Genomic DNA, 23,248 nt, shown 5'->3' with positions numbered 1-23,248 from the left:
CCGCCATGCGCGAGGGAATCCACCCCGAGTACCGCCCGGTCGTCTTCCGCGACCGCGCCGCCGACTACGCCTTCCTCACCCGGTCCACCATGAGCGACGACCGGATCGGCGGGAAGACGATCGAGTGGGAGGACGGGAACACGTACCCCGTCGTCGACGTCGAGATCTCGAACGTCAGCCACCCCTTCTACACCGGCACCGCCCGGGTCCTGGACACCGCCGGACGCGTGGAGCGCTTCGAGCGCCGGTACGCCCGGCACGGAAAGCAGGGCTGATGCTTCCCGTCGTGATCGTCGGCGGACTGCACGCCGACGCCCGCGCGGCGGCCGTGGCCCGGCTGCTGGCCGACGTGCCCGGCAGCGTCGCCCTCCACCACGACCTGGCGACGGCCGCCGCGGGCACCGTCGTACGGACCGTCCGGGACGCCACCGGGATGCTGTCCGCCGGAGAGGCGCCGCTGGTCAACGACTGTGCCTGCTGCGCCCTGCGCGAGGACCTGGTGCCCGAGCTGGAGCGGCTCGCGGCCGCCGGGACCGTCCCGCTCGCCGTCGTCGAGCTGTGGGACTCCGTCGAGCCCAAGGCGATGGCCGAGGTGGTCACGGCCGGCGGCTTCACCGTCACCGGCGTGCTCACCGCCGTCGACCCGGCGCTGGTGCTGCCCTACCTCGGCAACGGCGACGACCTCGCCGAGGGCGGTCTCGCCGCGGCCGCCACCGATCAGCGCACGGTCGCCGACACCTTCGCCCGGCAGCTGGAGTACGCCCCCGTGCTGGCCGTCGCCGACTCCCCGGAGGCCGACGACGAGGACCGCGAGCTGCTGGCGCAGCTGCACCCGACCGCCCGCCAGGTCCCGATCGGCCACGGTGACCTGGCGGGCTCCTCCTGGGGCTTGGCGGGCTCTTCCTCGGACCCGGCGGGTTCCTCCTCGGACTGGGGCCTGGCGGGTTGCTCCTCGGATCCGGCGGGTTGCTCCTCGGATCCGGCGGGCTCTTCCTCCGCCCCGGCGGGTTCCTCCTCGGCCCTGGTGCGGGCCGCGCTCGCCGGCTTCGACGTGGAGGCGGCGGCCGCCGCCCAGCATCCGGCCTGTGCCCTGCTGCCCGCCGAGGCCGACGCGCACGGTGTCGCGACCCTGGTGTGGCACCGGCGCCGGCCCTTCCACCCGGAGCGGCTGTACGCGGCGCTGGAGGACCTGACCTGCGCCGCGGCCCGCAGCCGGGGGCGGTTCTGGCTGGCCGACAAGCCGGACACGCTGCTGCACTGGGACGCCGCGGGCGGGGCGCTGTGCGTGGAGGGCGCGGGTCCGTGGCTGGCCTCGCTGCCGGACGCGGCCTGGGACCTGGTGCCCGCGGTCCGCCGGGCCGCCGCCGCCCTCGACTGGCACCCCGAGCACGGCGACCGCTGCCAGCACCTCGTCTTCACCTCGCCCGGCCTCGACCGGGACGGGCTCGCGACGCTGCTGGAGTCCTGCCTGCTCACCGATGCCGAGTACGCCGCCGGACCAGGCGCCTGGCAGCGGCTGCCGTCCGCCTTCGACACCCTCCTGGAGGTCTGACCGCCGTGCCCCGCAAGGCCGAACGCAAGTCCCTGCCCGCGTCCCTGTCCAAGTCCCTCTCCAAGTCCCGGCCCAATCCGCTGGACCAGGCGGGCGTGACGTACATCGACTACAAGGACGTCGATCTGCTGCGCAAGTTCCTCTCCGACCGCGGCAAGATCCGCAGCCGCCGGGTCACCCGGGTCACGTCGCAGCAGCAGCGGCAGCTCGCCGCCGCGATCAAGAACGCGCGCGAGATGGCGCTGCTGCCCTACGCCGGGCGCTGATCCCCTACGCGGGCGCTGACCGCGCCCCCGCGCCCCGCGCCCCCGCGCCGCCGCTCGGCCCTCTTCGGCCGCAACAACCGCAGGGACCCGCCTGACCAGGCGGGTCCCTGCGGTTGTTGCATGATCAACAGAAGCCGGGGCAGACGCGGGAACGTGCGGCAGCGGCCGGGCGTCCCACAGGAGACGGGGCTGTAACCGAGGAACCACCCCGCGTGCACGTGCATTTGCGCATGCAGATGCACGTGAACAAGGTTATGATCCGCATCAGTTGACCAATGCATCAATGGCCACACCAGCCACTAGTGCGACTTGTGACACCGGGGAGCGGCCTGTGAACCACGACGTGTACAACGGCATCGCCGCAACGGATCTGCACGGCGTGGCCTGGCAGAAGAGCCGGCACAGCAATTCGCAGGGCTCCTGCGTGGAGTTCGCCCGGCTGCCCGGCGGGGACGTCGCCGTGCGCAACTCCCGCTTCCCCGACGGCCCGGCGCTGGTCTACACGCGCGCCGAGATCGAGGCGATGCTGCTGGGTGTCAAGGACGGGGAGTTCGACCACCTGGTCGCGAGCTGACCGCCCCACCGCCGCAGCGTCCGCCGCCCTGCCCCACCCCCGCGGCGTCCGCCGCCCCGGCCGGCCCCGTAGCGCAGGGTGACAGGTGGCGCGCCCGCCGTGACGCGCGTAGAACCCCGGCCCGAAGAAGCGGCGCGGGAGATCACTCGGCGGGCGGTTCCGACAGCCGGAACAGCGCCCAGACGACCTTGCCGCGCAGGGTGCCGGTCAGTGGATACCAGCCCCAGCCGTCACTGAAGGACTCGACCAGGAACAGGCCGCGGCCGGACTCCGCGGCGAAGTCCTCCGTCTCGCGGGCCACCGGGCTGTCGTCGCTGGGGTCGCGCACCGCGCACACCAGCCGCTCGGCGCACCGCATCAGATGCAGCCGCACCGGCCCGTGCCCGTCCGCCGGCCGCGCGTCGCCGCCCCCGGCGGGCAGCGCGTGCCGCAGGGCGTTGGTGACGAGTTCGGAGACCACCAGGCAGATGTCGTCGAAGCGGTCGCCGGTGGGCCAGCCGTCGAGGGTGCGCCGGGTGAACCGGCGGGCCTCGCGCACCGCTTCGTAGCGGGGCGGCAGGGCGCAGGAGGCGGCGCAGGAGACGCTCGCGGGATCCATCGGCGGAAGGCCCTGCCTCAACGGCTCGAGCATGGTCGATCCATTCGTCCCCATGCGAGGCACTCCCGGGAATTCGCGGTCCGTAGCGATGCGGCGCGGTGGTGCGGCACCATGGTTTCGGATGCGCAGAGCAGATGCAAGGGCAGATGCACGTGCACGTGACCGAAATGCGCCTGCCCGTACCGCTTGTTGGGCAAATTTTCCGCCATCTTCACTTGTCCGCCCGGGTGTCGGGTCAGCCACTCCTTGCCAGTACCTGTGCGTTTTCTTTGGCTGAACTCCATTTCCGTAACCGGACGAGTACTGCTCGGAGTGTTTTAGTGGCAGACTTCGGCCTCTGAAGACGGTTGGGGAGGCTGGCGAACGTGAGCGCGGGAGAGCCCGGATCGGTGGTGCGGCGCATGCTGCTCGGATCACAACTCAGGCGACTTCGTGAGGCGCGGGGGATCACGCGGGAGGCGGCGGGGTACTCGATCCGCGCCTCGGAGTCGAAGATCAGCCGTATGGAGCTGGGCCGGGTAAGTTTCAAGACACGTGACGTGGAAGACCTGTTGACGCTGTACGGCATCACCGACGAACAGGAGCGCGCCTCCCTGCTGTCGCTGGCCAAGGAGGCCAACGTCGCGGGCTGGTGGCACAGTTACTCGGACGTACTGCCCAACTGGTTCCCCACCTACGTGGGCCTGGAGGGCGCCGCCTCGGCCATCCGCGTCTACGAGGTGCAGTTCGTGCACGGTCTGCTCCAGACGCCGGAGTACGCCCGCGCGGTGGTGCGCCGAGGGGCGCGCGGGGCGAGCGAGGCCGACGTCGAGCGCCGGGTGACGCTGCGCCTGGAGCGCCAGAAGTATCTGGTGGCCGAGAACGCGCCGCAGTTCCACATCGTCCTGGACGAGGCCGCGCTGCGCCGCCCCTACGGCGACCGCGCGGTGATGCGCGGCCAGCTCCAGCACCTGATCGACATGTCCGAGCGCCCGAACATCCGGCTCCAGGTGATGCCGTTCGGCTTCGGCGGCCACTCCGGCGAGTCCGGCGCCTTCACGCTGCTCAGCTTCCCCGAGTCGGACCTCTCCGACGTGGTCTACCTGGAGCAGCTCACCAGCGCGCTCTACCTGGACAAGCCCGAGGACGTGGCCCAGTACGAGAAGGCGATCAAGGAGCTCCAGCAGGACAGCCCGGGCCCGGACGAGAGCCGCGACGTACTGCGCGGACTGCTCCAACTCATCTGACTCGTCAGTAGAGTTCAGTACGATGACGTGTGGACGGATCGTGAAGGCGATCGGTCGTCGACTCCGCCTGCCCCGGCAGCAAGGGATTGAGGGATCACATGTCGTCCTACTTCACCGACCTGGCGCAGCAGTACATCGACGGTGAGTGGCGGGCCGGTTCCGGCTCCTGGGACATCATCGACTTCAATCCGTACGACGACGCCAAGCTCGCCTCGATCACCATAGCCACCGCCGACGAGGTCGACGCGGCCTACCGGGCCGCCGAGCGCGCCCAGCAGGAATGGGCGGCGGCCAACCCGTACGCCCGCCGCGCGGTGTTCGAGAAGGCACTGCGGATCGTGGAGGAGCGCGAGGGGGAGATCGCCGAGGCGATCATCGCCGAGCTGGGCGGCACCCGCACCAAGGCCGGTTTCGAACTGCACCTCGCCAAGGAGTTCCTGCGCGAGGCGGTGCACCTGGCGCTGCGCCCCGAGGGCCGCATCCTGCCCTCCCCGGCCGACGGCAAGGAGAACCGCGTCTACCGGGTCCCGGTCGGCGTCGTGGGCGTCATCAGCCCCTTCAACTTTCCCTTCCTGCTCTCCCTGAAGTCGGTCGCCCCCGCGCTCGCCCTCGGCAACGGCGTCGTCCTCAAGCCGCACCAGAACACGCCGATCGTCGGCGGCACCCTGGTCGCCAAGATCTTCGAGGACGCGGGTCTGCCCGGCGGTCTGCTCAACGTCGTCGTCACCGACATCGCGGAGATCGGCGACGCCTTCGTCGAGCACCCGGTGCCCAAGGTCATCTCCTTCACCGGCTCGGACGCCGTCGGCCGGCACGTCGCCACCGTGTGCGCCGCGCACTTCAAGCGCGCGGTCCTGGAACTGGGCGGCAACAGCGCCCTGGTGGTCCTCGACGACGCCGACCTCGACTACGCGGTGGACGCGGCCGTCTTCAGCCGCTACGTCCATCAGGGCCAGGTCTGCATGGCCGCGGGCCGGGTGCTGGTGGACCGGTCGGTCGCCGACGAGTTCACCGAGAAGTTCGTCGCGAAGGTGAAGACCCTCAAGACCGGCGACCCGGCCGACCCGGAGACCGTCATCGGCCCGCTGATCAACTCCCGGCAGGCGGACGCGGTCGCGGGCGTCGTGACGCAGGCGCTCGCCGAGGGCGCGACCGCCCTGGTGCACGGCGGGCGCACCGCCAACCTGGTCGAGCCGTCCGTGCTCACCGGCGTCCCCGCCGGCTCCGCCCTGCTGCGCCAGGAGGTCTTCGGCCCGGTCGCCTTCCTGGTCCCGTTCGACGGCGAGGAGGAGGCGGTGCGCCTGGTCAACGACACGCCGTACGGCCTCAGCGGCGCCGTGCACACCGGGGACGTCGAGCGCGGCGTGAACTTCGCCAAGCGGATCGACACCGGCATGTTCCACGTGAACGACGGCACCGTGCACGACGAGCCGATCGTGCCGTTCGGCGGCGAGAAGCACTCCGGCCTCGGGCGGCTCAACGGCGACGCGATGCTGGACGCCTTCACCTCGCAGAAGTGGATCTCGGTACAGCACGGGCGGAGCCGCTTCCCGTTCTGACCGGGCCGGCCTTCCGAGGGCGGCCGGCCGCGAAAGCCCGCGACAGACATGCATCCAAGTGTACACTGGATGCATGTCCGCTACGTATCCTATCGCCGAGGCGCGGGGCAAGCTCGGTGAACTCGCCCGCCGTGCGGCCCAGCACGAACACATCACGTTGACCGACCGGGGCGTCCCGGCGGCGGTCCTCGTCTCGCCCGCCGAGTTGGAGGACTTGGAGGACGCGCTGGCGCTCGCCCGCCTGGAGCGCGACCGCGCCCTCAACCGCACCGGCACCCCCGTTCCGCACAGCGAGGCACGCCGGGCGCTGCTCGACGCTGCCGGGAGGGGCGAGTGACCTGGCAGGTCGAGTGGGAGCCGGCCGCCTTGGACACGGCCACGGGGCATCTGAAGGCAGACCCGGCAGGAGTCGATGATCTGCTGTGGGCCACTGATCACCTTGCCGTGGACCCGAGGCCGGAGGGCTCTCGTGCCTGGGGCGTCGATCACCGCCGACTCCATCACGGGCGGCGGCGCGTCCTCTACCGTCTCGATCTGGAAGCCCGCACCGTGCACATCGAGCACGTCGGACGCAGAGAAACCTGAGCCCTAACCTGGACCCCATGTCAGTGATCCGTCTCCTGGTGCTCGGCGCGGTCCGCCAGCACGGGCGGGCCCACGGCTACCAGGTGCGGAGCGACCTGGAGTACTGGGGCGCGCACGAGTGGTCCAACGCCAAGCCGGGCTCGATCTACCACGCCCTGAAGCAGATGGCGAAGCAGGGACTGCTGCTCGCGCACGAGACGGCCCCGTCCACCGCGGGCGGCCCGCCCCGCACCGAGTACGAGATCACCGAGGCGGGCACCCGCGAGTACTTCGCCCTGCTGCGCCGCTCCCTCACCGCCTACGACCAGAAGCCGGACGTGCTCTCCGCCGGGCTGGGCTGCATGGTCGACCTGCCCCGCGCGGAAGTGCTGGAACTGCTCCAGGAGCGGCTCCGGGCCACCGAGGCGTGGCGGAAGACCGTCACCGAGTACTACACGCCCGAGGAGGGACCCCAGCAGCTCGGCCACATCGGCGAGATCATGCACTTCTGGGTCGACTCCGCCGACACCGGCGCCCGCTGGACCCGCGGCCTGATCGAGCGCGTCCGCGCCGGCGCCTACACCTTCGCGGGCGAGGGAGAGCCCTTCGTCGGCGTACTGCGCGACGGCGAGCGGAACCCGTACGGCACCCCCGAGCCGCACCCGGGCGACCGCCACTGAGCCCGCGCCCTGGACCGAGACCCGGCCCGGGGCTTGCACCTCACGTCGCGTGAGGCGGCAGCGTGGCCGGCGTCGGGAGAAGGGAGCGGGAGTTGAACTACTCCGTGGGACAGGTGGCCGGCTTCGCCGGAGTGACGGTGCGCACCCTGCACCACTACGACGACATCGGCCTGCTCGCACCCGGCGAGCGCACCCGCGCGGGGCACCGGCGCTACAGCGACGCCGACCTCGACCGGTTGCAGCGCATCCTGTTCTACCGGGAGCTCGGCTTCCCGCTCGACGAGGTCGCCGCCCTGCTCGACGATCTGGCCACCGGGAAAGCAGACCCGCGCGCGTACCTGCGCCGGCAGCACGAGCTGCTGACCGCCCGGATCGAGAAGCTGCGCGAGATGGCGGCGGCCGTGGAGCAGGCCATGGAGGCACGCAGAATGGGCATCGATCTCACTCCCGAGGAACGGTTCGAGGTCTTCGGGGACAAGGACCCGGAGCAGTACGCCGACGAGGCGGCGGCCCGCTGGGGCGGCACCGAGGCGTACGCGGAGTCGCGGCGCCGGGCCGCGCGCTACACCAAGGAGGACTGGAAACGGCTCCAGGCCGAGGTGGCCGACTGGAGCGAGCGCTACGCCGCGCTGATGGCGGCCGGTGAGCCCCCGGCCGGCGAGGCCGCCATGTCCATGGCGGAGGAACACCGGCAGCACATCGGCACCTGGTACTACGACTGCCCCTACGACATGCACCGCTGCCTCGCCGAGACGTACGTGGCGGACGAGCGCTTCAAGGCGTTCTACGACGCGATGCGCCCATGCCTCGCCGAGCACCTGAGGGACGCGATCACGGCCAACGCGGACCGCCGCGCGGGCTGACCCGCGGTTCACAGCCCGGCCCGAGGGCGGTCACAGTTCATCCTGGTCCCACCGGTGGAACCTGGGGCGGGCACAAGGCGTTGATAGCTTTGTGCGCGGCGTGTCCCAACGCCTCACCCTTCCACCCCACAGGAGCCCGGAACCGTGACGACGCTTGCCCTCGGCCCGAGCTGGCTGGATCCGAACTACCTCCTCGACACGTTCGGCATCTGGGGCCTGCTCCTCATCGTCTTCGCCGAGTCGGGCCTGCTCATCGGCTTCTTCCTGCCGGGCGACTCGCTGCTGTTCACCACCGGCCTGCTCATCACGTCGAACCAGCTCGACTTCCCCCTGTGGGCGGCGATCGCGCTGATCTGCCTGGCCGCGATCCTGGGCGACCAGGCCGGCTACATGTTCGGCAAGAAGGTCGGCCCATCCCTGTTCAAGCGGCCCGACTCCCGCCTGTTCAAGCAGGAGAACGTCGTCAAGGCGCACGACTTCTTCGAGAAGTACGGCCCGAAGTCCCTGGTCCTGGCCCGCTTCGTGCCCATCGTGCGCACCTTCACGCCGATCGTCGCCGGCGTCAGCGGCATGAAGTACCGCTCGTTTCTGACCTTCAACGTGATCGGCGGCGTCCTGTGGGGCGCGGGCGTCACCCTGCTGGGCTCCTGGCTGGGCGGCATCGACTTCGTCAAGGAGAACATCGAGGCGATCCTCATCCTGATCGTCCTGATCTCGGTCGTCCCGATCGCGATCGAGTTCCTGCGCGCCCGCGCCAAGAACAAGAAGAACCCCCAGAGCCCCCAGAGCCCCCAGAGCCCCCAGAACTCCCAGTACCCCTCGCAGGCGCAGACCTCCTACGAGCCGCCCGCCATGGACGACGCCACCACCCAACTCCGCCGCATCGACCCCACCGACCAGCACCAGCCCCCGCAGCAGCAGTACGGCAACCAGCAGTACGGCAACCAGCAGCGCCAGCCCTACCCGCAGCAGCCGTACCCGCAGCAGCCGTACGCCCAGCAGTACCCCCAGCAGCAGTACCCGCAGGGCCACGGCCAGCAGGAACAGCCGTACGGCAACCCCAACCCGTACAACAACCAGGGCTACTAGGACCAGGAACCGCGGGGCGTCAGAAGCCCCGCGTCCGCTTGGCCGCCCGCCGCCCCGCCGCACTCGCGGCCCCCGGCACCTTCAGGAACAGCCGCGAGATCTCCGACCCCAGGTTCACCCCGATGGCGATCGCCATCGCCAGCGCGACCGCCTTGGACAGCGACACCAGTCCCCGGTCCACCTCGCTCTGCGCGATCGCCAGCAGCCCGAAGTACGTCGCCGAACCCGGCAGCAGCGGTCCGATCGCCGCCGTCGTGTACGGCAGCGCGGACGCGAACCGGTAGCGGGACATCAGCTGCCCGAACAGCCCCACCAGACCCGCCGCCGCGGCCGTGGAGGCGACCGGCGAGATCTCGCCCGCGTAGTGCATCGCCCCGTACACGCACCAGGCCACGCCCCCGTTGAGGGTCACCGCCAGCACGGTGGATCGTTCCTGCTGGAGCAGGATGGCGAAGGCCAGCGACAGCAGCATCGAGGCGATGATCTGCACCACCGGGTCGTCGCCGGTGCCCAGTGCCGCGTCCGGGTTGAGCTTGGCGCCGAGCTGGACGCCGAAGTACAGCACCACCAGCACCCCGGCGACGATGCTGACGAAGAAGTACAGGACCTCCAGCAGCCGGGCCGCCGCGGTGATGTAAAAGCCGGTCAGCCCGTCCTGCACCCCGGCGACCAGCGCCCGCCCCGGCAGCAGCGCGAACAGCCCACCGGTGATGACCGCCGACGCCTTCACCTCCACATGGGTCAGGGTCAGCGTGATCCCGATCGCGGCCGGCGGCATCGCGGCCACCGCGAACTGGTAGAACTCCGGCAGCCCGCGCCCGGCGCAGTACCAGGCCAGCCGGTCGCCGAGCATCGCGCCCAGCAGCGCCGCGACGAAGACGATCAGGTCACCGCCGACCAGCAGCGAGGCCGCGCCGGCCAGCAGCCCGCTGGCCGAGGTCAGCACCCAGGTCGGATACGGGTGCCGGTTGCGGCGCATCTCCGCCAGCCGCCGGTACGCCTCCTCCAGGGAGATCTGCGTCTCCGGGTCGCTGAGGTCGTCCACCAGGTGGAACACGGCCGCCAGCCGGGTGTAGTCGGTGCCCCGGCGGCGTACCGTCCGCGACGCCGTCACCGGGTCCTCCACCAGGGACGGCTGGTGCGAGATGGACAGCAGCGTGAAGGTGACGTTCGGCTCGCAGCGGTCCAGGCCGTAGGAGCGGCAGACCGCGAACATCGCGGCCTCCACGTCCTCGGCGCCCTCACCGCCCGCGAGCAGCAGCTCGCCGATGCGCAGCGTGAGGTCGAGCACCCGCGGCACGGCCGGCCCGGTCTCGTCGTCGTGCCGCTGCGGCGACTCCGGCGCGGGCCGCTCGGCCACCGGCATCCGCAGCATCGTGCGCATCCGGTCCTGCCAGGGCAGATCCTTGGTGAGGTTCACCGCAGGCATACCGCTCGGCGGGGTGAAGGCGCTCACGCTGTACGACTCCGCGGGCGTCGCCTGCGGCGCGTCCAGCCCCTCGGGCAGCGCGAACTCCGAGGTCACCTCGGACTCGCTCGGACCGGCCTTCGGCACCGCCAGCCCCTCGGGCAGCGCGAACTCCGACGTCGTCGACGACTCCCCGTCGGCCGGTGCCGCGACCCCGCTGGGCGGTCGGAAGGCACTCCTGGCCTCGTCCGACTGCGGCTTCCGGTCCTCCGCGTCCGTCACTTGCACATAGCTCCCTACAACCACAACCTCCAGTAGCCCTCAGTATGCGCACACAAACACGAACGGGCCGCACGCGTCCGCGTACGGCCCGTCACCCTCGTGGGGCATCAGCAGGCTCAGTGGCCGCCCTGCTCCTTGAACCGCTTGTAGGAGCGCTCGATCTCCGCCTCGGCGTCCGTGCGGCCCACCCAGTTGGCGCCCTCGACGGACTTGCCGGGCTCCAGGTCCTTGTAGACCTCGAAGAAGTGCTGGATCTCCAGGCGGTCGAACTCCGACACGTGGTGGATGTCGCGCAGGTGCTCCACCCGGGGGTCGGTCGACGGCACGCACAGCAGCTTGTCGTCGCCGCCGGCCTCGTCCGTCATCCGGAACATGCCGATCGCGCGGCAGGTGATGAGGCAGCCCGGGAAGGTCGGCTCGTCCAGGATGACCAGGGCGTCCAGCGGGTCGCCGTCCTCGCCGAGGGTGTTCTCGACGAAGCCGTAGTCGGTCGGGTAGGCGGTCGAGGTGAACAGTCGGCGGTCCAGGCGGATACGACCGGTCTCGTGGTCCACCTCGTACTTGTTCCGCGAACCCTTCGGGATCTCGATCGTGACGTCGAACTCCACCGGACGCTCCTCCATGATCAGCACATAGTTCTGGTGGTTAAGTGTCCCTCACGCAGGTGCGTGATCGCGAAAGGGGCTGGTGGTCGTGGTGGGACTGAGACCGTGGCGGTCCGCCGGACCGCGGATCGCGCGGGCCGTGGACGCCGTACGACCTGCGGTACTGCGGTCCGCACGCGCCGCGCGGTCGGCCGCGCCGCGGGTCGCGCGGCTGGCCCGGGCCGCGGCACCCCGGCTCGCCGGGGTCACGGCACCGGGGACCTGGCGGTACACCGCGGGTGCCGCCACCGCCGGACTGGCGCTGGCCGCCGGTGTGGTGACCGCCGCGGGCCCCTGGGACTCCACGGGTCAGCGTACGGCCGAGCACGACCGGGCCGTCGCACAGGAGCACACGGGTGGCGCAGATCACGGCACCGGTTCCGGCGCGGACCCCGGCGCGGACTCCGGTACGGCGGCCGGCCCGCCCCGGCCCGCGCCGAGCGCCGGCTCCGTCCTGGCCGGCCTCGGCGCCACCACCGGCACCGGGCGGACCACCGGGGGCACGGCCCTGACGGACGTACTGAGCCCGCTGCTGAAGGACTCCGCGCTCGGCGCCCGGCACGCCGCCTCCGTCGTCGACCTGACCACCGGCAAGCGGCTGTACGGCACCGGCACCGGTGCCGCCTTCACCCCCGCCTCCACCACCAAGATCGCCACCGCGGTGGCCGCCCTCACCGCCCTCGGCCCCGACCACCGCCTCACCACCCGCACCGCCCTGGAACCCGACACCGGCGAACTCGTCCTGGTCGGCGGCGGCGACCCCACCCTCACCGCCCGCGCGGACCCGAACGGTCTGGCCAGCCTGCGCACCCTCGCCACGAAGACGGCCCGCGCGCTGAAGAAACAGGACGTGCGCGAGGTGACGCTCTCCTACGACACCACGCTCTACGCCGGATCCGGGGCGCACCCGATCGGGGTCAACGACAACCTCGCCACCGTCACCGCCCTGATGGCCGACGAGGCCCGCACCGACGACTCCACCAGCGGCCCCGCCGCCCGCGAGAGCGACCCGGCGGCGGCCGCCGCCCGCACCTTCGCGAAGCTGCTGGAGCAGCGGGGCATCAAGGCGTCGGCCCCCGGCCCGTCCAAGGCGACCGGCCGCGCCGACACCCTCGCCACCGTCTCCTCGCCGCCGCTGTCGGCCCTGGTCGAGCGGATGCTGACCAACAGCGACAACGACCTGGCCGAGGCGCTGGCCCGGCACACCGCCCTGGCGAGCGGCAAGAAGGCCGACTTCGAGGGCGGCGCCGCCGCGATCACCGCCCGCCTGGGGCAGCTCGGCCTGTCCGTCAAGGGCGCCGACTTCCACGACGGCAGCGGACTGGACCGCGCCGACCGGCTCACCGCCGGCCTGCTCACCGGCCTGCTGACCACCGCCGCCGACCCGGACCGCCCGGAACTGCGCACCGTCCTCACCGGCCTGCCCGTGGCCGGCTTCACCGGGACGCTCAGCAGCCGCTACACCGACGACGCCGACGACATCGGCACCCACGACGACACGGCCGGCACGGCCGACGCCGCCGGCCTGGTACGGGCCAAGACGGGCACCCTGACCGGCGTCAACACCCTGGCCGGCACGGTCGTCACCCAGGACGGCCGGGTCCTTGGCTTCGCCTTCCTGGCCGACGGCACCACCGACGCCCAGGCCGCCCAGTCGGCCCTGGACCGGCTGGCGACGGCGCTGGCGGACTGCGGCTGCCGGTAGCCCGCGCGGGGCGCGGCGGCCCCGGGCCCGTGCCACCGGCGCCGCGCACGGCCTGCCCCCGACGGCGGGGCTCACGTACGGTTGACGCATGACGAGCATCGGTGGTGCCGCATCTTCCGGGATGGTCGACTGGAATCTCGCGGTGGCGACCGCGACCCGCCTGGTGAGGCCGGGCCCCGAGGTGAGCCGCGACGAGGCCCGGGCCGTCGTCGCGGAACTCCGCCGGCACGCCAAGGCGTCCGAGGAGCACGTCCGCGGGTTCACCCGGATGGCCTCCGAGGAGGGCGCCGACACCCCCGTCCTCGTCGTCGACCGCCCCGGCTGGGTGCGGGCCAACGTCGCGGGCTTCCGGGAACTGCTCAAACCCCTGCTGGACAAGATGGAGCAGCGCCGCGGCGCCTCCCCGGGTGGTGCCGTCCTCGGCGCCGTCGGCGGCAAGGTCACCGGCGTGGAACTGGGCATGCTGCTGTCGTTCATGTCCTCCCGGGTCCTCGGCCAGTACGAGACCTTCGCCCCGGCCACCCGCGACCTGCCGGCCGGCAGCGGCGGCGGCCGGCTGCTGCTGGTCGCCCCCAACATCGTCCACGTCGAGCGCGAACTGGACGTCGACCCGCACGACTTCCGGCTGTGGGTGTGCCTGCACGAGGAGACGCACCGCACGCAGTTCACGGCGGTGCCCTGGCTGCGGGACCACCTGGAGGGCGAGGTCCAGTCGTTCCTGGGGGAGACCGACGTCGACCCCATGACCGTCCTCGAACGGGTCCGCGAGGCCGCCCAGACGCTGGCCGGCGGACGTCCCGAGGGCGAGGAGGACGACGGCGGCCGGTCGCTCGTCGAACTGGTGCAGACCCCGGCCCAGCGGGAGATCCTCGGCCGGCTCACCGCCGTGATGTCCCTGCTGGAGGGGCACGCCGACTTCGTCATGGACGGCGTCGGACCGGAGGTGGTGCCGACCGTCGGGGAGATCCGCGAGAAGTTCCAGCAGCGCCGCGCCAAGGGCGCCTCCCGGCTCGACCTCGCGCTGCGCAAGCTGCTCGGCCTGGACGCCAAGCTGCGCCAGTACCGGGACGGCGAACGCTTCGTGCGGGCCGTCGTCGACGAGGTCGGGATGGACGGCTTCAACCGGGTGTGGACCTCGCCCAACACCCTGCCCACCAAGACGGAGATCGCCAAACCGGCGGACTGGATCGCACGGGTGCACCGCAAGTCCGAGTCGTGAGCGGGGCTCAGGGGCGTGCGAAGGGGCCCGCCGGCGGCAGATGAACGCCCCTTCAATCACCCGTCCGAGGGACCGTCGGGCTCCGGCAGGCGTGCGATGCTCGGGTAACGGCCCGTTTCTGTCACCATCTACACACTCTGCGTGACCGACTACGGGCACCCCCCCAAGAAAACTTCATGAAGGGCACCGGACATGGGTCCCCATCCTGCGGTCGCGGCGATACGCCTGGCGGTCCGCCGCGTCCTCCACGACATCCTCACCGAACACCACACCGCGACCGGACAGCTCCGAGCGACCGGTCACCCCGGCGAGACCGGACACCCCGGCGAGCGCACGGCCGTCCCTGGTGAGCGCACGGCCGTCGTCGGCGCCGCGCTGCCGCGCCTGTCCGTGCACGCGAGCTCGCCCCCGCCTCCCTCCGCACCCCACCGCTCCACCGCACCCGAGCGCCCGGCGGCGGCCTCCCCGCTCGTGCTGGTGGCGTGCTCCGGCGGCGCCGACTCCATGGCGCTCGCCTCCGCCCTCGCCTTCGAGGCACCCCGGCTCGGCATCCGGGCCGGCGGCGTCACCGTCGACCACGGCCTCCAGGCCGGCTCCGACCTGCGGGCCGCGGAGGTGGTGCTGCGGCTGCGCGCGCTCGGCCTCGACCCGGTCGAGTCCGCCGCCGTCACCGTCGGCCGCGGCGGCGGCCCCGAGGCGGCGGCCCGCGACGCCCGCTACGACGCCCTGGACGCCGCCGCCGAGCGGCACGGCGCCACCGCCGTCCTGCTCGGTCACACCCGCGACGACCAGGCCGAGACGGTCCTGCTGGGCCTCGCCCGCGGCTCCGGTATCCGCTCTCTGTCCGGCATGGCCGCGGTCTCGGGGGCCGGCGGCCGTTACCGGCGCCCGTTCCTCCAGCTCGACCGGCAGACCGCCCGCCGGGCCTGCATGGCCCAGTCCCTGCCGGTCTGGGACGACCCGCACAACACCGACCCGGCCTACACCCGCTCCCGGCTGCGCCACGAGGGCCTGCCCGCCCTGGAGAAGGCGCTCGGCAAGGGCGTCGTCGAGGCGCTGGCCCGCACCGCCCAGCTCTCCCGCGACGACGCCGACGCCCTCGACGGCTGGGCCCGGCGGGCCGAGCCCGAGGTCCGGGACGCGGCGGGGCTGCTGGAGTGCGGCAAGCTCTACGCCCTGCCGCCCGCCGTGCGCCGCCGCATCCTGCGCCGGGCCGCCATCGAGGCGGGCGCCCCGGCCGGTTCGCTGTTCGCCCGGCACGTCGAGGAAATCGACAAGCTGATCACCGGCTGGCGCGGCCAGGGGGCCATCAACCTGCCCGGCAAGGTCGTCGCCCGTCGGCAGGGTGGCAGACTGGTGATTCGGCAAGGCTGAGCACGACCGCCCGGAGCCAGACTCCGGCGGCCGGACCGGGCAGCCGGAGGCCGTACATGCGGGACGACGAAAGTGATGCGGGTGGACGCGAACGACATGGGTGCCGACCTTCAGCGGGTACTCATCACCAAGGAAGAGATCGACGCGAAGCTGGCCGAGCTGGCCGCGAAGATCGACGCTGAGTACGCGGGCAAGGACCTGCTCATCGTCGGAGTCCTCAAGGGCGCGGTGATGGTCATGGCCGACCTCGCCCGGGCGCTGTCCACCCCGGTCACCATGGACTGGATGGCCGTGTCCTCCTACGGCGCGGGCACCCAGTCCTCCGGGGTAGTGCGCATCCTCAAGGACCTCGACACCGACATCAAGGGCAAGCACGTCCTGATCGTCGAGGACATCATCGACTCCGGCCTGACGCTGTCCTGGCTGCTGTCCAACCTCGGCTCGCGCGAGCCCGCCTCCCTGAAGGTGTGCACGCTGCTGCGCAAGCCCGACGCCGCCAAGGTCGCCATCGACGTGGAGTGGGTCGGCTTCGACATCCCCAACGAGTTCGTCGTCGGCTACGGCCTCGACTACGCCGAGAAGTACCGGAACCTCCCGTTCGTCGGCACGCTCGCGCCCCACGTCTACGGCGGCTGACACACCTGTGCGGGACGGGCGGGAACCCCGGCGGCCCTCGCACCGTTGGAGCATGCAGACGGGGATGCCAGCCATCCCGTGCGGCTGCGGGCCACCAAGCTGGGGTACCGTCAGAAGAACTGTCTTATCAAACTCACTATGGCAGGAGGGACGGGGCGGCACCGCTCCGTGTGGATGGACGTGAAGCGATACTTCCGTGGGCCGGTCATGTGGATCGTGCTGGCCGTCCTTGCCGTGGTCGTGTTGATGCAGGTCGTCGGCTCGTCCGGCGGCTACAAGACGGTGGACACAGGCCAGGTCGTCCAGGCGATCAATCAGAACAAGGTCGAATCGGCCAAACTCACCACCGGCGACGAGCAGACCGTCAAGGTCCAGCTCAAGGACGGCGAAAAGGTCGAAGGCAGCTCGAAGATCCAGGCGAGCTACATCGGCGATCAGGGCGTGGACATCGCCAACACGCTGCAGAACAAGTACCAGGACAAGCAGATCCCGGACGGCTACACGGTCTCGCCGTCCAAGCAGAACCCGTTCCTCGGGATCCTGCTCTCCCTGCTGCCGTTCGTTCTCATCGTGGTCGTCTTCCTGTTCCTGATGAATCAGATGCAGGGCGGCGGCTCCCGAGTGATGAACTTCGGGAAGTCCAAGGCCAAGCTCATCACCAAGGACACCCCCAAGACGACGTTCTCCGACGTCGCCGGGTCCGACGAGGCCGTCGAGGAGCTCCACGAGATCAAGGAGTTCCTCCAGGAACCGGCCAAGTTCCAGGCCGTCGGCGCCAAGATCCCCAAGGGCGTCCTGCTCTACGGGCCGCCCGGCACCGGCAAGACGCTGCTCGCGCGGGCCGTCGCGGGCGAGGCGGGCGTCCCGTTCTACTCGATCTCCGGTTCCGACTTCGTCGAGATGTTCGTCGGTGTCGGTGCCTCCCGGGTCCGTGACCTGTTCGAGCAGGCCAAGGCGAACGCGCCGGCGATCGTCTTCGTCGACGAGATCGACGCGGTCGGCCGGCACCGCGGGGCCGGCCTCGGCGGCGGCCACGACGAGCGCGAGCAGACCCTGAACCAGCTGCTCGTCGAGATGGACGGCTTCGACGTCAAGGGCGGCGTGATCCTCATCGCCGCGACGAACCGGCCCGACATTCTCGACCCGGCGCTGCTGCGGCCCGGCCGCTTCGACCGGCAGATCGCCGTCGACCGTCCGGACATGCAGGGCCGGCTCGAGATCCTCAAGGTGCACCAGAAGGGCAAGCCGGTCGCCCCGGACGTCGACCTGTCGGCCGTCGCCCGCCGCACCCCCGGCATGACCGGTGCCGATCTGGCCAACGTGCTGAACGAGGCCGCGCTGCTCACGGCCCGCAGTGACCGCAAGCTGATCGACAACCACATGCTGGACGAGGCGATCGACCGCGTGGTGGCGGGCCCGCAGAAGCGGACCCGGATCATGTCCGACAAGGAGAAGAAGATCACCGCGTACCACGAGGGCGGACACGCCCTGGTCGCGGCGGCCTCACCGAACTCCGACCCGGTCCACAAGATCACCATCCTGTCCCGGGGCCGCGCCCTGGGCTACACGATGGTGCTCCCGGACGAGGACAAGTACTCCACCACCCGCAACGAGATGCTGGACCAGCTCGCCTACATGCTGGGCGGCCGGGCGGCCGAGGAACTGGTCTTCCACGACCCGACCACCGGCGCGGCCAACGACATCGAGAAGGCCACCGGCCTGGCTCGGGCGATGGTCACCCAGTACGGCATGACCGAGCGGCTCGGCGCGATCAAGTTCGGTGGCGACAACACCGAGCCGTTCCTCGGGCGTGAGATGTCTCACCAGCGCGACTACTCGGAAGAGGTCGCCGCGCTGGTCGACGAAGAGGTCAAGAAGCTCATCGAGACCGCGCACAACGAGGCGTGGGAGATCCTGGTCGAGAACCGCGACGTCCTCGACAACCTGGTCCTGGCCCTCCTGGAGAAGGAGACGCTGGGCAAGGACGAGATCGCCGAGGTCTTCGCGCAGATCGTCAAGCGCCCGGCCAGGCCCGCCTGGACCGGCTCCTCGCGCCGTACGCCGTCCACCCGTCCGCCGGTGCTCTCCCCCAAGGAACTGGCGCTGACGAACGGGGCCAACGGCACCACGGCGTCGATCACCGCCAAGAGCACCACCCCGGACCCGGCCCCCGCGCCGGCTCCGGAGCGGGCCCCGGAGGACCGGCCGGAGAACTGACCTCTCCCACCGGCCCCACCAGGCCAGGAATGCCTGCCGCGCCCCCCAGGTTCTAGCCTGGGGGGCGCGGCAGTGTCATGCCCTAGGGCGACAAGCAGGACAGTGACAGGAACGAGGCACCACATGACCGACCCCGTGACGCTGGACGGCGAGGGTTCCATCGGCGAGTTCGACGAGAAGCGCGCCGAGAACGCCGTACGCGAACTGCTGATCGCGGTCGGCGAGGACCCGGACCGCGAGGGGCTGAGGGAGACGCCGGCGCGGGTGGCGCGGGCGTACAAGGAGATATTCGCCGGGCTGTGGCAGCAGCCGGAGGATGTCCTGACGACGACGTTCGACCTCGGGCACGACGAGATGGTGCTCGTGAAGGACATCGAGATCTACTCGACCTGTGAACATCATCTGGTCCCGTTCCGGGGCGTCGCGCACGTCGGTTACATCCCGGCCACCAGCGGCAAGATCACCGGCCTGTCCAAGCTCGCCCGGCTGGTGGACGTCTACGCGCGCCGCCCGCAGGTGCAGGAACGACTCACTACGCAGATCGCGGACTCCCTGATGGCGATACTGGAGCCGCGCGGGGTGATCGTGGTGGTGGAGTGCGAGCACATGTGCATGTCGATGCGCGGCATCCGCAAGCCCGGTGCCAAGACACTGACCTCGGCGGTGCGCGGTCAGCTGCGGGACGCGGCGACCCGGGCCGAGGCGATGAGCCTCATAATGGCCCGCTGACGGCGCTCGGTCGGGCTCAGGCCGCCGAGGCCGCGCCCGGGTGGTCGTCGTCCTCGTCCTCCGGGAGTTTGCAGACGCGTTCCAGGAAGATGGCTGCCGCTATCACGCCGATGGCGGCCAGGACGGCGAAGCCCGCGTAGTAGGACTGGTCGCGGCGGGCGGGGATGTCGAGCTGCTCCAGCAGGAAGACGCCGGTGCCGCCGTACACTCCGGCGACCAGGGCGGCGACCAAGGCGCTGGCCTGGCCGAAGACGACCGCGCGGGCCGCCATCAGGGGATCGACGCCCTTGGCGCCGGGGACCCGGTCGCGCTGGGCCTTGAGGCGGGCGCGCAGGGAGAGGGCCGTGGCCAGCAGGACCACGGCGATCAGGGCCAGCACGATCGGGGCGGCCAGCGGGACGCTGGGCAGCGTCCCGACCGAGTTCCACAGGCGGGCGCCCGCCCAGCAGAGGATTCCGGCCACGACGAAGACGCCGGCCAGCACCCGGATGCGCAGCTCTTTCACGGTGTCCCTTCGCCGAATCCCGCACGTGGTCCTGAAATGACCTCCGTGTCGACCTTAACGACTACTCGGGCAGCCGGAGTTCCAGGTCGGCGCGGGGGGACACGCCCTCGCGGCCGACAGCGCCCAGCAGGTCGGCGACCGGGCCACGGCCGGGCAGGGCCGCGTCGGGGTCCACGTCGTGCCAGGGGGCGAGGACGAAGGCGCGTTCATGGGCGCGGGGGTGAGGCAGGGTGAGCTGCGGGTCGTCGGAGACCACGTCGGCGTACGCGACGATGTCGACGTCCAGGGTGCGCGGGCCCCAGCGCTCCTCCCGGACCCGGTGGAAGGCCTCCTCCACGGCGTGCGCGCGCTCCAGCAGGGAGGACGGGGGGAGGGTGGTCTTCAGCACCACGACCGCGTTGAAGTACGCGGGCTGGGAGCCCGGGTCGACGCCCCACGGCTCCGTCTCGTAGACGGGGGAGACGCCCTTGACGCGGACGCCCGGGGTGTCCTCCAGCGCGTCGATGGCGCCCTGGAGGGTCTCCAGCCGGTTGCCGAGATTGGCGCCGAGGGCGATCACCGCGCGCCTGGGGTTGGACAGCGTGGTGTCGGCGGCGTCGACCTGGTCGACGACCGAGGCGGGCACCGGCTGGACGGTCGGGTCGCTGGGGCCCTTGAGGAAGGGGGCGCTCATACACGGCTCCGGGTGATGGTGACGGTCACGTCGTCGAAGGGGACCGTGATCGGGGCGTCCGGTTTGTGTACGCACACCTCGACCTGCTGGACGCCTTCGTGCTTGAGGCAGACCTGGGCGATGCGCTCCGCCAGCGTCTCGACGAGGTTGACGGGCTCGCCCTCGACGACGGCGACGACCTCCTCGGCCACGATGCCGTAGTGCACGGTCTTGGTCAGGTCGTCGTCGGCCGCGGCCGGCCGGGTGTCCAGGCCCAGGACGATGTCCACGAGGAAGGTCTGGCCCTCCTCGCGTTCCTTGGGGAAGACACCGTGGTGCCCGCGGGCCTTCAGGCCGCGCAGCGCGACACGATCCACGCGATCACTCCTGCCGTCGTAGGTCTCGGCCGGTCCCCCCGCCGGGTGCGGACGGCGCTTCAGCCACCGCCGAATCTACCCGTGAGCACTGACAGCCCCGGGCCGCGGGGGCCACCGGCCCGGCGCGCGCCGGGAGGTTTCACCGTGCGTTCTCCCGGGCGGAGCCGGTGGCTCACCGGGTGGTAGCCGTCCCTACCCGTCGGTCGGTGATTCCAACCACTTTCCCCGGCCGGGACCGGCCGGCCTCGTTCGGGAGAGTGTCCGGAGGAGGAGGTCACGAGGGAGTCAGGAGGGAGTCAGGAGGGAGTCAGGAGGGAGTCTCCTCCTCGTCGTCCTCGTCGGTTTCCGCGAGGACGGGGGAGCCGTGGTGGGACCAGAGTTTCCAGCCGGCGGGGGTGCGGCGGAACACGTTCGTGGCGACCACGAGCTGTCCGACCAGCGGGCCCAGTTCGTCGCCCTCCTCGGGGGCGGGGCCGCCGCTGAGGATGTTCTCCGTGCAGGTGACCACGGCGGTGTCGCCGGTGACGGAGACGTGCGTGTCGGTGAGGAAGAACTGGATGTAGTCGGTGTTCGCCATGATCAGCGCGTACGACCGCAGTACCTCGCCGCGGCCGGTGAGGACCGGCCAGCCGGGGTGCACGCAGGAGATCACGCCGGTGTCGGCCGGGTCGTGGTAGGTCTCGTCGACGCCGACGTCGGACGGGGCGAGCCAGAGTTCGCCCAGTCGTTCGAAGGCGCCTTCCTCCAGTGCCTCGTAGAAGGCGGTGTTGGCCGCCTCGACCTGCTCCACATCGAGGTGCGGGGCGCTCACCTGGCTCCTTCCGGGTCATGGCCGGCGGCCTGTTCGACGGCGCGGGCGACGCGTACGGCGTCGGCGGTGGCGCGGACCTCGTGCACCCGTACCGCCCAGGCGCCGGCCCGGGCGGCGAGCGCCGACACGGCGGCGGTGGCGGCGTCGCGCTCCCGCGCGGGCGGCACCGGGCCGCCCGGTCCGGCCAGCACCCGGCCGAGGAACCGCTTGCGGGAGGCGGCGACCAGGAGGGGGTGGCCCAGGTCCAGGATCCGGTCCAGGTGGGCCAGCAGGACCAGGTCGTGCTCGGCGTCCTTGGAGAAGCCGAGGCCGGGGTCGACGATGACGCGGTCCGGGGCGATGCCGCCCGCCAGCACCGCCCGCACGCGCGCGTGCAGCTCGTCGGCGACCTCGGTGACGACGTCGGCGTAGCTGCCGCGGACGTTGCCGCCGGCCAGCAGGCCGCGCCAGTGCATGACCACGAAGGGGGCGCCGGCGTCCGCGACGACCGGGATCATCCGGTCGTCGGCGAGGCCGCCGGAGACGTCGTTGACCAGGGCGGCGCCGGCCGCGAGGGACCGTTCGGCGACGCTGGCGCGCATGGTGTCGACGGAGATCGTGACCCCCTCGGAGGCCAGGCCCCGGACCACGGGGACGACGCGCTTGAGCTCCTCGGCCTCGTCGACCCGGGTGGCGCCGGGCCGGGTCGACTCGCCGCCGACATCGATCAGGTCCGCGCCCTGGGCGACCAGGTCGAGGCCGTGCTTGATGGCGGCCGTCGTGTCGAAGAAGCGGCCGCCGTCGGAGAAGGAGTCGGGGGTCACGTTGACGACCCCCATGACCGCGCAGCGGTCCCATGCGGTCAGTCCCGCCACGTGGCGGCGGCCGGTCTGCTTGCTCATGTGTTCAGCGTAGGCCCAGGGGGCGGCTGTCCTCCGCCGCGGGCCGGGGACGCCGAGGGGGCGCGGAATCGGGCCGACCTGCCTTTCCGTGCCGTTAATGAAGAAGCGATCAGCGATAAATGATCTTGATCAAATGGCGCCTTGTCCGGGTGTTGTTTCCTGATGCCCTGTGAACAGTTACGGGACGGCTGTCTTTTTGCGGGGTCGAGGCGTCAAGAATCGCCTACGCGCGGTAAGTTTCTGGCCATGCCACGTGGACGTCACCGCCATTCCCCGCCCTTGCACAGGCTGCTTCCCCCGTCGGCGATCGCAGGCGTCTCCGTCGTCTGCGCCGTGGGCCCCTGGGTGTTCAGCGAAACGCTGGTGCTGCGCGCGCTGGCCGCGGCCGCGGCGGTGACCGCGGTGCTCGGCGCGGTCGTCATGCGGCACTGGGACGCGCAGGCGGGCCGTCAGGTCGCCGACCTCACGCGCGCGCGGGCGAGCGACGAGTGGCGTTTCGAGGAACGCGTCGCGGAACTGGAATCCGATCTGGAGGAGTCGCGCGAACTGCGCGGCAAGCTGGAGCAGCGGCTGCGCGCCAAGCGCGCGGAACTCGCGGGACTGCGCAATGAGCACGCCGCGCTGCTGCGCCGGTACGCCACGGCGGAGACCGAGCGGGCCAGCGTGCTGGAAAGCCGCCGGCGCCTGGAACTGGAGGCGGCGCCCGGGGCGCCCGCCCTGCCGGCGGCACGGACGGCGCCGGACGCGGTGCGGGAGTCGAAGCCGGGGTCGGAATCGGGGGCGGAATCGGGGTCGGGGTCGGCGGGGAACCCGGAACGGGAGGGCGACCCGAAGGCG

The 23,248-nt window shown here is 71.6% G+C and carries 25 protein-coding genes and 1 pseudogene; 18 read left to right on the top strand and 8 right to left on the bottom strand.

Annotation, left to right across the window (positions count from 1 at the left end; translation table 11 throughout):
- Positions 1–5 precede the first annotated feature (5 nt).
- The 4 genes from ACTT8P_RS13540 (at position 6) to ACTT8P_RS13525 (ending at position 2,392) form a co-directional block, all read left to right on the top strand.
- Positions 6–275, top strand: coding sequence for a type B 50S ribosomal protein L31 (locus tag ACTT8P_RS13540; RefSeq protein ID WP_442831862.1), 270 nt, complete (start codon positions 6–8; stop codon positions 273–275).
- Positions 275–1,552 carry a CobW family GTP-binding protein gene (locus ACTT8P_RS13535; RefSeq protein ID WP_442831861.1) on the top strand — a complete coding sequence of 426 codons (1,278 nt, stop codon included), beginning with the start codon at positions 275–277 and terminating at the stop codon, positions 1,550–1,552. Before ACTT8P_RS13540 ends, ACTT8P_RS13535 begins: the two co-directional genes overlap by 1 nt.
- Before the next feature lie 5 nt (positions 1,553–1,557).
- Positions 1,558–1,818, top strand: coding sequence for a 30S ribosomal protein S18 (gene rpsR, locus ACTT8P_RS13530; RefSeq protein ID WP_442831860.1), 261 nt, complete (start codon positions 1,558–1,560; stop codon positions 1,816–1,818).
- Positions 1,819–2,149: 331 nt separating this feature from the next.
- Complete coding sequence (locus ACTT8P_RS13525; protein ID WP_442831859.1) at positions 2,150–2,392, top strand: DUF397 domain-containing protein; 243 nt, start codon at positions 2,150–2,152, stop codon at positions 2,390–2,392.
- 142 nt (positions 2,393–2,534) lie between these two features.
- Here the strand turns inward: ACTT8P_RS13525 and ACTT8P_RS13520 are convergent, their stop codons facing one another.
- Positions 2,535–3,044 (bottom strand): ATP-binding protein, encoded by a 510-nt coding sequence (locus ACTT8P_RS13520; protein ID WP_442831858.1) that lies wholly within the window; start codon positions 3,042–3,044, stop codon positions 2,535–2,537.
- A gap of 347 nt (positions 3,045–3,391) precedes the next feature.
- Between ACTT8P_RS13520 and ACTT8P_RS13515 the strand changes: the two genes are divergently transcribed.
- The 7 genes from ACTT8P_RS13515 (at position 3,392) to ACTT8P_RS13485 (ending at position 8,971) form a co-directional block, all read left to right on the top strand.
- A complete protein-coding gene (locus ACTT8P_RS13515) occupies positions 3,392–4,216 on the top strand; it encodes a helix-turn-helix domain-containing protein (protein ID WP_442831870.1) in 825 nt (274 codons plus the stop codon).
- A gap of 98 nt (positions 4,217–4,314) precedes the next feature.
- Positions 4,315–5,775, top strand: coding sequence for an aldehyde dehydrogenase family protein (locus ACTT8P_RS13510; RefSeq protein WP_442831857.1), 1,461 nt, complete (start codon positions 4,315–4,317; stop codon positions 5,773–5,775).
- Between the two features lie 73 nt (positions 5,776–5,848).
- The gene (locus tag ACTT8P_RS13505) at positions 5,849–6,112 is read left to right on the top strand and encodes a type II toxin-antitoxin system prevent-host-death family antitoxin (RefSeq protein WP_442831856.1); all 264 of its coding nucleotides are present in this window, start codon (positions 5,849–5,851) and stop codon (positions 6,110–6,112) included.
- Positions 6,109–6,360 (top strand): type II toxin-antitoxin system RelE family toxin, encoded by a 252-nt coding sequence (locus ACTT8P_RS13500; protein ID WP_442831855.1) that lies wholly within the window; start codon positions 6,109–6,111, stop codon positions 6,358–6,360. Before ACTT8P_RS13505 ends, ACTT8P_RS13500 begins: the two co-directional genes overlap by 4 nt.
- 17 nt (positions 6,361–6,377) lie before the next feature.
- The gene (locus tag ACTT8P_RS13495; protein ID WP_442831854.1) at positions 6,378–7,019 is read left to right on the top strand and encodes a PadR family transcriptional regulator; all 642 of its coding nucleotides are present in this window, start codon (positions 6,378–6,380) and stop codon (positions 7,017–7,019) included.
- Positions 7,020–7,111: 92 nt separating this feature from the next.
- Complete coding sequence (locus tag ACTT8P_RS13490; protein WP_442831853.1) at positions 7,112–7,882, top strand: MerR family transcriptional regulator; 771 nt, start codon at positions 7,112–7,114, stop codon at positions 7,880–7,882.
- Between the two features lie 144 nt (positions 7,883–8,026).
- Positions 8,027–8,971, top strand: coding sequence for a DedA family protein (locus tag ACTT8P_RS13485; RefSeq protein WP_442831852.1), 945 nt, complete (start codon positions 8,027–8,029; stop codon positions 8,969–8,971).
- Between the two features lie 19 nt (positions 8,972–8,990).
- Here ACTT8P_RS13485 and ACTT8P_RS13480 read toward each other — a convergent pair whose 3' ends face one another.
- Positions 8,991–10,661 carry a threonine/serine exporter family protein gene (locus tag ACTT8P_RS13480; RefSeq protein WP_442831851.1) on the bottom strand — a complete coding sequence of 557 codons (1,671 nt, stop codon included), beginning with the start codon at positions 10,659–10,661 and terminating at the stop codon, positions 8,991–8,993.
- Between the two features lie 116 nt (positions 10,662–10,777).
- Positions 10,778–11,269: an inorganic diphosphatase gene (locus ACTT8P_RS13475; RefSeq protein ID WP_189422007.1), complete on the bottom strand. Its 492-nt coding sequence runs from the start codon at positions 11,267–11,269 to the stop codon at positions 10,778–10,780.
- A gap of 79 nt (positions 11,270–11,348) precedes the next feature.
- Here ACTT8P_RS13475 and dacB point away from each other — a divergent pair, with 79 nt between their 5' ends.
- From dacB to folE, 6 genes are all read left to right on the top strand, one after another.
- Positions 11,349–13,010 (top strand): D-alanyl-D-alanine carboxypeptidase/D-alanyl-D-alanine endopeptidase, encoded by a 1,662-nt coding sequence (dacB, locus tag ACTT8P_RS13470; RefSeq protein WP_442831850.1) that lies wholly within the window; start codon positions 11,349–11,351, stop codon positions 13,008–13,010.
- 88 nt (positions 13,011–13,098) lie between these two features.
- Complete coding sequence (locus tag ACTT8P_RS13465) at positions 13,099–14,229, top strand: zinc-dependent metalloprotease (RefSeq protein WP_442831849.1); 1,131 nt, start codon at positions 13,099–13,101, stop codon at positions 14,227–14,229.
- A 192-nt stretch (positions 14,230–14,421) separates the two neighbouring features.
- The gene (gene tilS / locus ACTT8P_RS13460; RefSeq protein WP_442831848.1) at positions 14,422–15,603 is read left to right on the top strand and encodes a tRNA lysidine(34) synthetase TilS; all 1,182 of its coding nucleotides are present in this window, start codon (positions 14,422–14,424) and stop codon (positions 15,601–15,603) included.
- 75 nt (positions 15,604–15,678) lie between these two features.
- Entirely contained in the window at positions 15,679–16,239 is a 561-nt protein-coding gene (gene hpt, locus ACTT8P_RS13455) for a hypoxanthine phosphoribosyltransferase (RefSeq protein WP_215170151.1), read from the top strand.
- Positions 16,240–16,413: 174 nt separating this feature from the next.
- Positions 16,414–18,456, top strand: coding sequence for an ATP-dependent zinc metalloprotease FtsH (gene ftsH, locus ACTT8P_RS13450; RefSeq protein ID WP_442831869.1), 2,043 nt, complete (start codon positions 16,414–16,416; stop codon positions 18,454–18,456).
- 123 nt (positions 18,457–18,579) lie between these two features.
- A complete protein-coding gene (folE, locus tag ACTT8P_RS13445) occupies positions 18,580–19,185 on the top strand; it encodes a GTP cyclohydrolase I FolE (protein ID WP_442831847.1) in 606 nt (201 codons plus the stop codon).
- Positions 19,186–19,201: 16 nt separating this feature from the next.
- On the opposite strand, the gene ACTT8P_RS13440 is transcribed toward folE, so the two are convergent.
- From ACTT8P_RS13440 to folP, 5 genes are all read right to left on the bottom strand, one after another.
- On the bottom strand, positions 19,202–19,690 hold the full coding sequence (locus tag ACTT8P_RS13440) for a DUF3180 domain-containing protein (RefSeq protein ID WP_442831846.1): 489 nt from the start codon (positions 19,688–19,690) through the stop codon (positions 19,202–19,204).
- A gap of 61 nt (positions 19,691–19,751) precedes the next feature.
- The gene (folK, locus tag ACTT8P_RS13435) at positions 19,752–20,363 is read right to left on the bottom strand and encodes a 2-amino-4-hydroxy-6-hydroxymethyldihydropteridine diphosphokinase (protein ID WP_442831845.1); all 612 of its coding nucleotides are present in this window, start codon (positions 20,361–20,363) and stop codon (positions 19,752–19,754) included.
- Complete coding sequence (gene folB / locus ACTT8P_RS13430) at positions 20,360–20,719, bottom strand: dihydroneopterin aldolase (RefSeq protein ID WP_442831844.1); 360 nt, start codon at positions 20,717–20,719, stop codon at positions 20,360–20,362. Before folB ends, folK begins: the two co-directional genes overlap by 4 nt.
- Before the next feature lie 307 nt (positions 20,720–21,026).
- A complete protein-coding gene (locus ACTT8P_RS13425; protein WP_442831843.1) occupies positions 21,027–21,530 on the bottom strand; it encodes a nuclear transport factor 2 family protein in 504 nt (167 codons plus the stop codon).
- On the bottom strand, positions 21,527–22,411 hold the full coding sequence (folP, locus tag ACTT8P_RS13420) for a dihydropteroate synthase (RefSeq protein ID WP_442831842.1): 885 nt from the start codon (positions 22,409–22,411) through the stop codon (positions 21,527–21,529). Before folP ends, ACTT8P_RS13425 begins: the two co-directional genes overlap by 4 nt.
- Positions 22,412–22,657: 246 nt before the next feature.
- Here folP and ACTT8P_RS13415 point away from each other — a divergent pair.
- Positions 22,658–23,248 (top strand): annotated as a pseudogene (locus tag ACTT8P_RS13415) (hypothetical protein); the annotation flags it as partial.

The organism is Streptomyces sp. JW3 (assembly GCF_052216785.1).
GTDB lineage: Bacteria > Actinomycetota > Actinomycetes > Streptomycetales > Streptomycetaceae > Streptomyces.
This window is presented reverse-complemented; position numbering and strand designations above follow the sequence as displayed.